This is a genomic window from Microbulbifer sp. SE14, assembly GCF_059834885.1.
The window spans coordinates 1-12,766 of record NZ_JCBAJA010000008.1 but is presented as its reverse complement, the minus strand read 5'-3'; the positions used below and the strand labels follow the sequence as shown (position 1 = coordinate 12,766).

The 12,766-nt window shown below is 63.4% G+C and carries 11 protein-coding genes and 1 pseudogene; 5 read left to right on the top strand and 7 right to left on the bottom strand.

What is annotated here, in order from left to right; translation table 11 throughout:
• Positions 1-53 precede the first annotated feature (53 nt).
• The 3 genes from AC6R19_RS07650 (at position 54) to AC6R19_RS07640 (ending at position 5,128) form a co-directional block, all read left to right on the top strand.
• A complete protein-coding gene (locus AC6R19_RS07650; protein WP_500579205.1) occupies positions 54-1,736 on the top strand; it encodes a VRR-NUC domain-containing protein in 1,683 nt (560 codons plus the stop codon).
• Positions 1,737-1,753: 17 nt separating this feature from the next.
• Positions 1,754-4,231, top strand: coding sequence for an ATP-dependent DNA helicase (locus AC6R19_RS07645; RefSeq protein WP_500579204.1), 2,478 nt, complete (start codon positions 1,754-1,756; stop codon positions 4,229-4,231).
• A 93-nt stretch (positions 4,232-4,324) separates the two neighbouring features.
• Positions 4,325-5,128, top strand: coding sequence for a CLCA_X family protein (locus AC6R19_RS07640; RefSeq protein WP_500579203.1), 804 nt, complete (start codon positions 4,325-4,327; stop codon positions 5,126-5,128).
• Positions 5,129-5,149: 21 nt separating this feature from the next.
• Here the strand turns inward: AC6R19_RS07640 and AC6R19_RS07635 are convergent, their stop codons facing one another.
• From AC6R19_RS07635 to AC6R19_RS07610, 6 genes are read right to left on the bottom strand one after another with little or no spacing between them, the layout of a single operon-like run.
• Positions 5,150-5,638, bottom strand: coding sequence for a hydrogenase maturation protease (locus AC6R19_RS07635; RefSeq protein WP_500579202.1), 489 nt, complete (start codon positions 5,636-5,638; stop codon positions 5,150-5,152).
• On the bottom strand, positions 5,638-6,948 hold the full coding sequence (locus AC6R19_RS07630; RefSeq protein ID WP_500579201.1) for a Ni/Fe hydrogenase subunit alpha: 1,311 nt from the start codon (positions 6,946-6,948) through the stop codon (positions 5,638-5,640). Before AC6R19_RS07630 ends, AC6R19_RS07635 begins: the two co-directional genes overlap by 1 nt.
• Positions 6,935-7,756 carry an NADH-quinone oxidoreductase subunit B family protein gene (locus AC6R19_RS07625; protein ID WP_500579200.1) on the bottom strand — a complete coding sequence of 274 codons (822 nt, stop codon included), beginning with the start codon at positions 7,754-7,756 and terminating at the stop codon, positions 6,935-6,937. Before AC6R19_RS07625 ends, AC6R19_RS07630 begins: the two co-directional genes overlap by 14 nt.
• A complete protein-coding gene (locus AC6R19_RS07620) occupies positions 7,732-8,550 on the bottom strand; it encodes an FAD/NAD(P)-binding protein (protein ID WP_500579199.1) in 819 nt (272 codons plus the stop codon). The genes AC6R19_RS07625 and AC6R19_RS07620 overlap by 25 nt, the downstream gene beginning before the upstream one ends.
• Positions 8,547-9,029 carry a cyclic nucleotide-binding domain-containing protein gene (locus AC6R19_RS07615; protein WP_500579198.1) on the bottom strand — a complete coding sequence of 161 codons (483 nt, stop codon included), beginning with the start codon at positions 9,027-9,029 and terminating at the stop codon, positions 8,547-8,549. The genes AC6R19_RS07620 and AC6R19_RS07615 overlap by 4 nt, the downstream gene beginning before the upstream one ends.
• Positions 9,026-10,177, bottom strand: a complete 1,152-nt coding sequence (locus AC6R19_RS07610) for a 4Fe-4S dicluster domain-containing protein (RefSeq protein ID WP_500579197.1) — start codon at positions 10,175-10,177, stop codon at positions 9,026-9,028. Before AC6R19_RS07610 ends, AC6R19_RS07615 begins: the two co-directional genes overlap by 4 nt.
• A gap of 132 nt (positions 10,178-10,309) precedes the next feature.
• Here AC6R19_RS07610 and AC6R19_RS07605 point away from each other — a divergent pair, with 132 nt between their 5' ends.
• The gene (locus AC6R19_RS07605; RefSeq protein ID WP_500579196.1) at positions 10,310-10,870 is read left to right on the top strand and encodes a GNAT family N-acetyltransferase; all 561 of its coding nucleotides are present in this window, start codon (positions 10,310-10,312) and stop codon (positions 10,868-10,870) included.
• A 53-nt stretch (positions 10,871-10,923) separates the two neighbouring features.
• Positions 10,924-11,472, top strand: a complete 549-nt coding sequence (locus AC6R19_RS07600) for a GNAT family N-acetyltransferase (RefSeq protein WP_500579195.1) — start codon at positions 10,924-10,926, stop codon at positions 11,470-11,472.
• Positions 11,473-11,616: 144 nt separating this feature from the next.
• On the opposite strand, the pseudogene groEL reads toward AC6R19_RS07600, so the two are convergent.
• A pseudogene (groEL, locus tag AC6R19_RS07595) lies at positions 11,617-12,633 on the bottom strand (chaperonin GroEL); the annotation flags it as partial.
• Positions 12,634-12,766 lie beyond the last annotated feature (133 nt).

The following is a 12,766-nucleotide window of genomic DNA, read 5'->3' as shown; positions in this document are numbered from 1 at the left end:
AAGCGCTTTCGCAACAAGCCCTGCAAATCAACCGCGATCAATAGCAGTAGAACATGGCCGCCCCCATTGAACTGGCACCGGATTATTACCTGACCAACTTCCACACCCTGGTGGAGTTTGTGATGGCCCGTTATGAGGCATTGCTCTCGGACGGGGAGCGGCGGTTCTACGCCGCTTTCCGGGCACTGGACCTCGACAGCCAGCGGCTGTATGTCCGGCTGTTGTCGCGCAAGGGGGTGCCTTCCTCAGCCGGTGCCCTGTTTCGCCAGGGCAAGCTGGCTTACGCCGAGATCGACGATCTGCCCCGGGCCGCTGACCGGTTGACCGGGGCCGGCTTGTTGCGACACAACCCGGTCTTGCCGCTGGAGGAGTACCTGCCGCTGTTCACCAAGGCGGAGTTGCTGGCCTCCAGCCCCACTCCCCTGCCCCGGACGCTGAAACGCCAGGCGCTGGAGCAGGCCCTGCTGGAGGAAAACGCGGAACCGGCGCTGCTGCTCGACGCTCTGCTGGCCACTGAATCCCTGCTGGCGGTGCAGGGGGCTGAGCACTTCGAGACCTTCAAGCTGTGCTTTTTCGGCAACCTGAACCAGGACCTGACCGACTATGTGCTGCGGGACCTGGGCTTGTACCGCTACGAGGAATACCCACTGGATCAACAGCACCTGCCGTTCCAGAGCCGCGCGCAAATTGACCGGCACCTGTGCTATTACAACTGCCTGGCGCAGTTGGAAGGGGCACTGGAGGCCGGACAGGAAGTCATTCTTGCACTGGCCGGGCAGTTGCCCGATGCGTTTGACGGCGATGCCACCCTGCACCGGCGCGTCGATCGCCTGCGCCTGACACTGGCCCGGCAACTGGAGCGGTTGGAGAAGCTGGAGGCCGCCGACCAGTTGTACCGGCGCTGTACCCGGCCTCCGGCCCGGGAGCGCCGGGCGCGTATCGCCGTCAAGCGCGGCGATATAGACACGGGCCTGACCCTGTGCCGAACCATACTGGCGGCGCCCCACAACGAAGCCGAGCAGGTTTTTGCGGAGAGTTTCGGTTACCGCACTGCGAAGAAAGCGCGGCGCCTGGCGGGCTGGGAAGCACCGGCCCGCTACCGGCCGCCGACGGAAACTGTGGTGCTGCCACGGGCCCCCGAACGCGTGGAACAGCTGTCGGCGACGTACCTGGAACAGGCTTCGCCCGGCCCGGAAACGGACCGATGCTTTTACGTGGAAAACAGCCTGTTTAACGGGATTCTGGGGCTCTATGTCTGGGACATAATCTTCGCCCCGGTGCCCGGAGCTTTCTTCAATCCGTTCCAGGCGGCACCCAGCGATTTCCGCAGCCCCGATTTTTATCCCCTGCGCCGGGCCGCGTTCGAACAGCGCCTGGCTGAACTCGACAGCGACAACCTGCCGTGGCGGGTGTGGCAGCACTATCGCCAAAAACGGGACATCGCCAATCCGCTGGTGGCCTGGGAGGCCCTGCCGGAAGCACTGCTGGAACTGGCGCTTGAGCGCATACCTGCCGACCACTGGCGGCAGCTGTTCCGCCGCCTGCTGAGCGATATCGTCCATCACCGCAACGGCCTGCCGGACCTGATCCGGTTTCCGGCGGCGGGCGGCTACGAACTGGTGGAGGTGAAGGGACCCGGCGACCGCCTGCAGCAGAACCAACAGCGCTGGCTGGCGTTTTTTGCCCGCCACGGAATCCCCCACCGGGTCCTGCATGTGGAGTGGCAGCAGCCTTGAGCGGAATGACAACAGCCTTGAGTGAGGTAAAAACGACCGAGAGCAGCTCCCCGCCCCTGCAGCTGTCGGTGGGAGAGCTGGTGGCCTTTGCCTGCCGCCGCGGCGACCTTGTCGGCGATGCCGTCTCCGGGCCCTCGGCCCAGGAGGGAATCCGCGCGCACCAGAAACTGCAAAAGCAGCGCCCTGCCGGCAGCGAGGCCGAGTACAGGCTCGAAGTGCAGTGGCAGGGCCAAGTACAGGGGCAGCACCAATCCGCGATCCTCAGCGGCCGCGTGGACATCCTGCACCCGCAAACGGACCTGCACCGGCCGGCGCAGCTGGACGAAATCAAGACCACCTACTGCCCTCCCGAGAAACTGCCGGAGTCGGTGCGCCAGCTGCACTGGGCGCAGCTGAGAATCTACGGCTTCTGTTATCTCCTGCAACAGCGGGCGGAGTCGGCCGCTGTCGATGAGCGTCTGGCACTACAGATGGTGTGGCACAACCTCAAAGAAAAAAAGTCCTACCCGGAACTGCGCGAGTTCAACTGGCCTGAACTGGAAGCCTTTGCGCGCACCGCTCTGACGGAATATCTGCAGTGGCATCGAAGCTGGCAGCGGCATCGCGGGCAGCTGCGCGAGTCCGCCCACGCGCTGGCGTTTCCCTTCCCCGCCTACCGCCCCGGCCAGCGGCAGCTGGCGGTGGCGGCCTATCGCTGCCTGCGCGACGGCGGCGAACTGGTGGTGGAAGCCCCCACCGGCATTGGCAAAACGGTCAGCACCCTGTTCCCTGCCATCAAGGCATTGGGGGAGGAACAGCTGGACCAGCTCATATACCTGACCGCCAAAAACTCCGGCCGCCAGGTGGTGCGGGAAACCGCAGCGCGGCTGCACGACAGGGGACTGAAACTGTCGCTGCTGGAAATACAGGCCCGTGACAAGACCTGTGCCTGTCGCCTGGGACTGTGCAGCCGGGATGCCGAGGGCATCTGCCCGCGCACCCGCGGTTTTTTCGACCGCCTGCCCAAGGCGCGGCGGCAGCTGCTGGGCGCCCCCCTGTTGACACCGGCGGTGGTGGCGCGGGTGGCGGATGACTTCCAGCTGTGCCCGTTCGAGTTGTCACTGCAGATGCTGCCCTGGGTCGACCTGGTGGTGTGTGACTTCAACTATGTGTTCGATCCGCTGGTCCATATGAGTGCCCTGCACGACCAACGCCGGCGGCGGGCCCTGCTGGTGGACGAGGCCCACAACCTGGGCGACCGCGCGCGGGCCATGTACAGCGCAATCCTGACGCGCAGTGACAGTCGCCGAGCCGCAGCGGCCTGTAAAGGCAGCCACCCGGCGCTGCGCCGGAGTATCCAATCGCTGGTGAAGTCCCTGGACAAATGGGTAGCGGAGCGGCGACAACTGGGAGCCTCTGCCAGCCGGGATAGCGAACTCTGGGTGACATCCCTGGCCAAAACCGAAATCAGGCCGGCCGCCATTACCCGCGCAGCCCACAAGGTGATGGCGGTGGTCACCCAGCTGTGGGAGCAGTCCCAGTCGCCACCGGAAGCGATCGGCGACTGGCTGAAAGCGCTCTACCGCTACCTGTGTATTGAAGAACTGGCGGCAGGACAGCACCGCTGCCTGACCCGGGTGGAAAACCGGGACTCGCGCTGGCAGGAGCAGCAGCTGAAACTGCTGTGCCTGGACGCCGCCGATTATCTGCAGCAGTGTTACCGGCAGTTCCACGCCGTGATTGCATTTTCCGCCACGCTGCGGCCCGCCGCCTATATCTATCAGCAGTTGGGTTTACAGGCACAATCACCCTTCCTGATGTTGCCATCGCCGTTCCAGCCCGAACAGCTGGGGGTTTACCTCTGTCCCTATGTGGATACCCGCTACCGGGCCCGGTATCGGGCCACCGATGCCCTGGTGGAGATGGTGGCCCGGGTCTATCACAGCCGCCCGGGCAACTATCTGGTGTTCTTCCCCTCCTATCACTTCCTGCAGCAGGTGGCGGAGCGCTTTGCCGAGCGGTTTCCGGGACTCGACCTGGTGCAGCAACAGCCGGGAGCCGGCGAGCGCGAGCGGGCGGCGTTCCTGGAGTGCTTCAGTGAGGGCCGCCGGAGCCTGGGCTTCGCCATTATGGGTGGCGTCTTCGGCGAGGGGGTGGATTACGTGGGCGAACGGCTGGTGGGCACCATCGTGGTGGGTGTGGGTCTGCCGCAGGTCAACGAGGAGCAGGAGTTGCTGCGCGAGGCCTGTGACACGGCCGGCGGCCAACTGGCGGGCAGCGGGTTCGATATCGCCTACCGCTACCCGGGCATGACCCGGGTGCTGCAGACCGCCGGGCGGGTGATTCGTACCGAGTCGGACCGGGGCGTGTTGATCCTGGCCGACTGCCGCTTCGCCGATCCCTTTTACCGGGCCCTGTACCCGGACCACTGGCAGCTACGGACCTGCGGCAGCGGTGAGGCGCTGTCGGGCGAACTCAGCCGCTTCTGGGGATCGGAAGTATCCGTGCCTGCGTAGGGTGCGCCCTGCGCACCAGCGAGTTCCGGTCGGGCTTCGCCGCTATCGGTGCGCACGGCGTACCCTACAAAGCCGATTTTTGGAGGTGTCCTTGTGTTATCCCGACAGTTCTATCGCCGCGGACCCGATCGACGGACTAGGCATCCGGTCACCTTCGCGGATGTCAGAAGACGATTCGGTTTCAGGTCCATCAGTATCGGTCGCTGGGTCACCAAGGAAGAGCGCGACCGCGCTGCCGGCCTTTTTTATGATGCCCTCACCGATTTGATGTCGATACTGCAGGGGCCCGAACTGCTGATCTCGCTGCGGGAGACGCTGTCTTTTCAATACGGCATTGGCGGGCGCCCCGGGATATCGGCCTTCTACCAACCCGCGACGAGGAGTTTCTCGCTGGCGAAAAATGCCGGCCCCGGATCGATTGCCCACGAGTGGTTTCACGCACTCGACCACTACCTCGCCGATAAAGCCTTCAGCGATGCTCCCGGGAGTATGTACGCCTCGGGGGCCTGGCTGCGGGACGCCACCCCGGTGCCCCACCCGCTCAATGACCGTCTCTTCACCTGTTTCAGGTGCATCATGTTGGACGAGGGCGGGGAAAACCCCAGTGAATTGTTCCGGATATCCAGCCAGGTCGATCGGGCAAATGGCTGTGTGTATTACAGCGAACCGGTGGAGCTGTGCGCGCGGGCATTTGAGGCCTTCGTCCAGGATTCCAGTATCAGCAACAATTTCCTGGTATCCGGAACCAAGGCCACGGAAGAGGCTCGCATGGGGCTCTACCCGACGGGCGAGCATCGCCGGCGTATCAATGCGGCATTTACAGAATACTTTAGTTGTCTCGGCAGGGCTTTGCGGGCGAACCTGAATCATTCGGGCGAAAACCTGACGGAGTCTTAGTGCTCCCGGCGATATCGGATTTTATCCGTTGTTACTGCCAGATCCTCGCGAGGCTCCTGGCTGCATCGCGAAGTATTCCAGGATTTCCTGTTCCACCTTGGCCGCGGCTGCCTCCACCGCTGGCGACAGGGCCGCGCCGACAGTGAAGTTCTCGCCACAGATCCCGTAGATATCCAGCCGCCGCGGCAGCGCATCCATAATCCGCCCCACTTCAATCGCCTCCGCCAGGTTGAGGCCGTGGCTGGATGTCGTGCACGCGTTGCCGGGCATCGCCTCCGCCAGCCCGTCCAGGCGGATGATGTCGCCGGCCTGCCGGCCTTCTGCCCTTACTGCATCAATCAGGAAAACTCGCCGTTCCTTCCAGTCTTCCAGCAGCAGGGTCATATCGCCGCCGTTCTCGATGCAGTCCGCGGTGTCACCCATCTTTTCACGAAGCCTGTGCAGCAGGTAGGGGCCGACGCTGTCGTCGCCGCGGAAGCGGTTGCCGAGACTGATGATCGCCCAACGCATCACTTTCCTTCCCGCTCCAGATGCAGCTTGAGAAAATGGGTGGAACAGGAGATACAGGGGTCGTAGTTGCGAACCGCCTGTTCGCACTGGGCCTGCAGTCTGTCCTCCGGCAGGTGCAGGAATTTCGGCAGCATCAGGCGCAGGTCGTCCTCGATGGTTTTCTGGTTCTGGGAAGTGGGCGGTACTATCTTGGCATCGGTGATCTTGCCCCGCTCGTCGATACTGTAGCGGTGGTAGAGCAGCCCGCGGGGAGCCTCGGTGGCGGCGCAGCCGGTGGAGACGCGCGGTTCTGTATTCAGGTAGGGCTGCTCCGGCTGCCGGTAACCGTCGATGATCCGCAGCGCCTCGTCAAAGGCGTAGAGCACTTCCAGGCTGCGCACCACGATGCTCTGGAACGGATTGGCGCAGAAGGGCGCGAAACCGATATCCTCTGCGACCTGCCGCACCAGCGGTGACAGGCGGTCGTAGTTCAGGTTGTAGCGCGCCATGGGGCCGACGAAATAGGCTCCGCGCTCCACCAGCCTGCTGTGCAGTGCATTGGTGTACTCGACCTGCTCCTCGCGGAAGTGGGAGTCGTACTCACTGACGGGAATGTCCAGGCCGCGGGTGGAGGCGATGCGCCCTTTATTCATCGGATATTCGTGGGGATTCGACAGTGCGACAAATTCGTACTGGTCCTCCGCCGCGCGCTCAAATTTCGGAAACGGCAGCGATGCCGCCCAGCGCACCATCTCCGCGGCCATATCGCGGGCCTCCAGCAGCCGTTCCCGCAAGGGTTGCAGTTCGCCGGCTGTCGGCACGCGGTAGAAACCGCCCACGCGCACATTGATCGGGTGAATCTCCCGGCCGCCCAGCAGGCGCACGATCTCGTTGCCGGCTTTCTTGATCTGCAGTCCATTTTGCACTATCTGCGGGTGGTCCTTGGCCATGGCCACCGCGCTCGGGTAGCCGAGGAAATCCGGCGCGTGCAGCATGGCGATATGCAGCGTGTGGCTCTCGATCCACTCGCCGCAGTAGATCAGCCGCCGCAGCGCGCGCAGTTCCGATGTCGGCACCAGGCCCAGGGCATCCTCCATCGCGTGCAGGGCACTCATCTGGTAGGCCACCGGGCAGATGCCGCAGATACGCGCGGTGATATCCGGCGCTTCCAGGTAGCCGCGCCCGCGCAGAAAGGCCTCGAAGAAGCGCGGCGGTTCGAAGATTTTCAGCTTCACCTCGTGCACGCCGCCGTCGTCGTAGCGGATATACAGCGCGCCCTCCCCCTCCACCCGCGCCAGGTAGTCGACCCTGATGGTTTTACTCTTCGCCACCCGGTTCCTCCTCGCGGCGGCTCGCCGCGTCAAAGGCCGGCGCAGCGGCGTTGACGTTGCGCAGGTTCTCGATAAGGGTGGCCCTGTCCGCGCCCAGTTCCTCCTTCCACCAGTGGCCGAGGGACCGGATATTGGGATTCTCCTTGGGGCCGTAGCAGGCGTAACAACCGCGGTTGTAGCTGGGGCAGAGGGCGCCACAGCCGGCGTGGGTGACGGGACCCATGCAGGGAGTGCCGTGGGCAACCCAGACGCAGACGTTGCCGCGGATCTTGCACTCGATGCACACCGAGTGCGGCGGCACCTGCGGCGGGCGCCGGTACAGGAAGGCGCTGATCACCTCCAGCAGTTGCTTTTTGTTGATCGGGCAGCCCTGCAGTTCGAAGTCCACCGGTACATGGGCACTGATCGGTGTCGACGTCTTCAGAGTGGCGATGTATTCCGGTTGGGCGTAGACCGCGGAGGTGAATTCCTCCACATCGGCAAAATTGCGCAGCGCCTGTATGCCGCCGGCGGTGGCGCAGGCGCCGATGGTGACCAGGGCGCGGGAGTCGGCGCGCACGGCGCGAATGCGCTTTTCGTCCTCGGCGGTGGTGATGGAGCCCTCCACCAGTGACAGGTCGTAGGGCCCCTCCACCGGAGCACTGGAGGCCTCCATGAAATAGGCGATGTCCATTTTGTCCGCCAGCTGCAGCAGCTCGTCCTCGCAGTCCAGCAGGCTGAGCTGGCAGCCGTCGCAGGAGGCGAATTTCCACACCGCCAGCTTGGGTTTTTCCGGCGCGTCATTCACAGGGCGCGGATCTGGAACCATGACTGGATATCCTTGTAGCAAAACACCGGGCCGTCCTTGCAGATAAAATTCGGGCCCCACTGACAGTGGCCGCAGTGGCCGGTGGCGCACTTCATGTTGCGCTCCATCGACAGGTAGATCGCGGATTCCGGCAGGCCCTGCCTGCGCAATGCCTGGATACAGAAACGCATCATGATCTCCGGCCCGCAGAGGAAGGCCACCGTCTTTTCCGCCTCTATCTGTGCCGCCGCCAGCGGACCGGTGACCACGCCGATATGCCCCGGCCAGCCGGTGTCGGCGTGGTCCACCGACTGCACCACTTCCATCCCCTGCCCCCACTGCGCCAGTTCCGACGGGTAGAGCCTTTCCTCCGGTCGGCGGGCGCCGTAGAAAAGGCGCAGGCGCCGGGTGCGCCGCCTTTTCTGCTGCAGGCTGTAGATCACCGGGCGCAGCGGCGCCAGCCCCAGCCCCCCGGCGATGACCAGCAGATCCCGGCCCTTTGCCCTGTCCAGCGGCCAGCCGCTGCCGAAGGGGCCGCGCACACCGATCTGCTCGCCCTCCTGCAGGCGTTCCAGCGCCCGGGTCACCAGCCCCTGGGTGCGGATGGTGTGCACCAGGGCGCCGTCCGGCGATACGGGGCCGCTCATCGAGATGGGCACCTCGCCGGCGCCGAAGGCGTAGAGCATATTGAACTGGCCTGGGGACCAAGCCCGGGATTGGCGCACGGCAGGCCCCCGCTCCGCGGACAACTGCAGGGTAAAGGTGCCGGGATATTCTTCCGTCCGGCGTTCGATACGGTAAAGCTGTGGTATCACTGCCTGTCACCCATCGGCGGCGGGCGCTGGCCATAGACGTCCAGCAGCTGAATCCGCGCCGCCTGCAGCCGCTCGGTAGCGATGCGGGCAAAGCGCTTCATCAGTTGAAACCCGAGCCTGGGTTCCACCTCGCATTTTTCCCGCAGGCATTTGCCGCCCAGGCGTATCGCGTGCACCTCATCCAGGGCGCGCGCATCGAAGGTCCACAGGTAGGGCGGGAACAGCCAGGACCAGCCGAATACATCGCCGTCGTGCAGTGTCTGCAGGCACAGGGGGCCGCGGTCGGGCAGGAAGGTTTCCACCGCAACGCGCCCCTTGCGGATCACGAAGAAGTGGTCCGCCGATTCATTCTCCCGCGCGAGATAGTCCCCGGCAGGGTAAATGGAGATCTCACCGCAGCCGCCGATAAATTCCAGGTCCGCCTCGGCCAGGTCGCGGAAGAAGGGGTGGTCGCGCAGCAGGTCGGCAATGGTCTTCATGGTTTTTCCAAGGGTGTCTTTTCAAGGTCCGGTTGCTCCAGTTCGCGGATGCGTCGCACCTCCTCGGTGAGATCGATACCCACCGGGCACCAGGCGATACAGCGGCCGCAGCCGACGCAACCGGAGCTGCCGAACTGGTCGTACCAGGTGGCCAGCTTGTGGGTCATCCACTGGCGGTAGCGGGAGCGGGTATCCGGGCGCACCGGGCCGCCGCTGACATAGCTGAAGTCTGCGGTAAAACAGGAGTCCCAGCGCTCCCAGCGCTCGGCGTGGTCGCCACTCAGGTCGGTGGTGTCCTCCACCGTGGAACAGAAACAGGTGGGACAGGCCATGGTGCAGTTGGCGCAGGACAGGCAGCGCTCCGCCACCTGGTCCCAGGAGGGGCTCTCGTAGTTGCGGTATAGCAGTTCCTTCAGGTCCGAGCTGTCGAAACGGCGCGGTCCCTCTTCCATCTGCCGCACCGCCCCCTGCACGGCGCCCTGCGCCAGCTCCAGGTGGTTGCTGCCCGCGGGCGTCACCGGCAGCTGCTGCAGTATCTGCCCGCCGCGGTAGGAACCGCTGCCGATCAGGAAATAGTGCTCTTCGCCATCGATTACCTCGGTCATCGCCAGGTCGTTGGGCAGGGTCACTTCGGGCCCGGTGTTCATCGAGGTACAGAAGCAGGTGGCCGCGGCGTAGGTGCAGTTGACCGCGACGATAAAGAGTTTCTCGCGCCTTTGCGCATAGCTGTCGTTGCGGTAGCGGTCGTCGACAAACACGCGGTCCTGGATGGCGATGGCGTGCAGTTCACAGCTGCGCACGCCGAGAAACGCCAGCGATGGCGCCTCCTCGACGATTTCGGTAAATGCAATCCCGCGGTTATTCTTTTTTGCCCTCCATACAGGACGCCGCGGCAGTTGCAGGAACTTCTTCCACGAATGGGGACTGGCGGCGTAGCCGAAATAGGCGCCGTCGTCGCGGGGCACGACCCGGTAGTAGCCCTTTTCCTGTTCGTCGCGCCAGCCCCTGGGCAGGTCGGCGGCGGAATTTATCTCATCGTAGACGATGGCCCTGTCCCGCAGCGCCGGCCCCAACAGCTGGTAGCCTGACCCGCGAATCGCCTGGATCAGTAAATCCAGGTCATCTGCCTGCAGTACGAACTCTTGCATTGTTTGGGTGCCCACCCGGCTCAATCCTGCGCGTCAATAAATCTGTCCGGTTGGCCAGGAGCAACGACACAGACCTATTATTGAGGGAGATTGTAGAGACCGGCGGTCCGGCTTGAGAGGAGACAGGTGACAATGTCGAACGAGCAACACCACGAGGCACTATCGAGAACCGTGACGGAAAAGCTGCACAACGGCCAGGTGGTGCAAATCCGCCCGATGGACCGGGACGATATCGAGCTGGAGCGGGAATTTATCACCAATCTGTCACTGGATGCCCGGCGCTTTCGCTTTCACTGTGGTATCGGCAAGCCGAGCCAGAAAATGCTGGAACAGCTGACGGATATCGATCATCAGCTGCGGGAGGCATTTATCGCCACCATACAACAGGACGGCGGCGAAAAGGAAATAGGCCAGTGTCGCTATGTGCTCGACCCGGATGGCAAAGCCGCCGAGTGCGCCGCGGTGGTCGGCGACGACTGGCAGAAGCAGGGCCTCGGCCTCCTGTTGGTCAACCGCCTGATAGAGACGGCCCGCGCCCGCGGCATTGAACGTCTCTACTCGATAGATGCGGCGGACAACTACAAGTTGAACGAGGTTGCTCGGAGATACGGGTGGGACTGTCACTTGGACCCGAATGACCACACCCAGGTGATATACAGCCTCGACCTGACCGCCACTCGGGCAGGTCTTTAACCGCACTGACAGGCACAAACCCGCCGTGAATGGCGGGAGGAGACCGGTAAACAATGTCGAACGAACAACACCACGAAGCGCTATCGAGGACCGTGACGGAAAAACTGCGCAACGGCCAGGTGGTGAAAATCCGCCCGTTGAACAGAGATGATATCGAGCTGGAGCGGGAATTCATCACCAACCTGTCGCCGGAATCCCGTCACTTCCGCTTTCTCGGGGGCGTCGGCAAACCCAGCCAGCAGTTGCTGGAGCGGCTGACCGATATAGACCACGACCAGCGGGAGGCGTTTGTCGCGACCGTTGAGCAGGATGGCGGGGAAAAGGAAATCGGTGTATCCCGCTACGCCCTGGAACCCGCCGGAAAGGCCGCCGAGTGCGCGGTGGTGGTCGCCGACGACTGGCAGATGCAGGGCCTCGGTACACTGCTGCTCAACCGCCTGGTCGAGTCGGCCCGCGCCCGCGGTATAGACCACCTCTATTCGATCGACTCGGCGGCGAACGCCAAACTGCGCCAGGTGGCGCGGGAAATGGGCTGGGATTGCCGGACCGATCCGGAGGACCACTCGCAGGTGATCTATACGCTCGATCTCACTACTGCGTAGGCTTTAGGGTACCTGATGTAGTTTATTTCCTTGTCATACCCGCGCAGAGACTGTGCCGGCCTTGATCCGGTACCGGTATCCCGATCAGTGGCACCTGGATTCCGGCCTGCGCCGGAACGACGACAGGATCCGGGCATCCCACGTCTAGATTCCACCCTCCATCGGCGGCATCCTCTCCTCCGCCTCCGGCACAATCGCAATCATCGCCGCGGTGGTGATCATCAGGCCGGCGATGGAGGCGGCGTTCTGCAATGCGGAGCGGGCGACCTTGGTGGGATCTATGATGCCCATTTCGATCAGGTCGCCGTATTCTTCCGTCTGCGCGTTGTAGCCGAAGTTGCCCTTGCGCTTCTTGATGTCGTTGATAATGACGGAGGCGTCCTCGCCGGCATTGTTGACGATCTCCCGCAGCGGCCGCTCCAGGGCGCCGATGGCTAGGCCTATGCCCACGTCCTGGTCGTGGTTGGCACCCTTGAGTTTGCTCTTCTTCAGCGCCTGCAGTACTCGAATCAGCGCCACGCCTCCACCGGGCACCACACCCTCCTCCACCGCCGCGCGGGTGGCGTTGAGGGCGTCGTCCACCCGGTCCTTTTTCTCCTTCATCTCTATTTCGGTCGCGGCACCGATCTTGATCAGCGCCACGCCACCGGACAGCTTGGCCAGGCGCTCGCGCAGTTTTTCCTTGTCGTAGTCCGAGGTGGTGCGGTCTATCTGCCCCCGGATTTTTTCCATTTGTGAGTCGATTTCCTCTTGGGAACCGGCGCCGCCGATAATGGTGGTGTCGTCCCTGGTCACAATAATTTTGCGCGCGCGACCCAGATCCTCGAGGGTCGCATTTTCCAGGGTCAGGCCCAGCTCTTCGGTAATCACCTTGCCGCCGGTCATCACCGCGATATCCTCCAGCATCGCCTTGCGGCGGTCGCCAAAGCCCGGCGCCTTGACCGCGGCCGCGTGCATGGTGCCGCGGATGGCGTTGACCACCAGCGTTGCCAGCGCATCGCCCTCGATATCCTCGGCGACGAACAGCAGCGGCTTGCCGGTCTTGGCCACCTGGTCGAGTAGCGGCAGGCACTCGTGGATATTGCCGATCTTCCTGTCGTAGAGCAGTACGTAGGCGTTTTCCAGTTCCACCCGCATGGCGCTGCGGTCAGTGACAAAATAGGCGGAGAGATACTACCTAGGTGGCAGCAAAGGATACAGCCGCCTCTTGGAAAAATGATTTCACGAGTTTCTTGTTTTTCTTAATGCTCTGCAAATCTTTATTGGCACGACTCATCAAAGATTCGCCCTCCTT

Excerpts from the sequence above, each read along its gene's own strand:
- AC6R19_RS07625 (WP_500579200.1), bottom strand. The coding sequence starts at position 7,756 with ATGGTTCCAGATCCGCGCCCTGTGAATGACGCGCCGGAAAAACCCAAG.
- AC6R19_RS07600 (WP_500579195.1), top strand. The coding sequence starts at position 10,924 with ATGTCGAACGAACAACACCACGAAGCGCTATCGAGGACCGTGACGGAA.
- AC6R19_RS07610 (WP_500579197.1), bottom strand. The coding sequence starts at position 10,177 with ATGCAAGAGTTCGTACTGCAGGCAGATGACCTGGATTTACTGATCCAG.
- AC6R19_RS07650 (WP_500579205.1), top strand. The coding sequence starts at position 54 with ATGGCCGCCCCCATTGAACTGGCACCGGATTATTACCTGACCAACTTC.
- AC6R19_RS07635 (WP_500579202.1), bottom strand. The coding sequence starts at position 5,638 with ATGCGTTGGGCGATCATCAGTCTCGGCAACCGCTTCCGCGGCGACGAC.
- AC6R19_RS07615 (WP_500579198.1), bottom strand. The coding sequence starts at position 9,029 with ATGAAGACCATTGCCGACCTGCTGCGCGACCACCCCTTCTTCCGCGAC.
- AC6R19_RS07605 (WP_500579196.1), top strand. The coding sequence starts at position 10,310 with ATGTCGAACGAGCAACACCACGAGGCACTATCGAGAACCGTGACGGAA.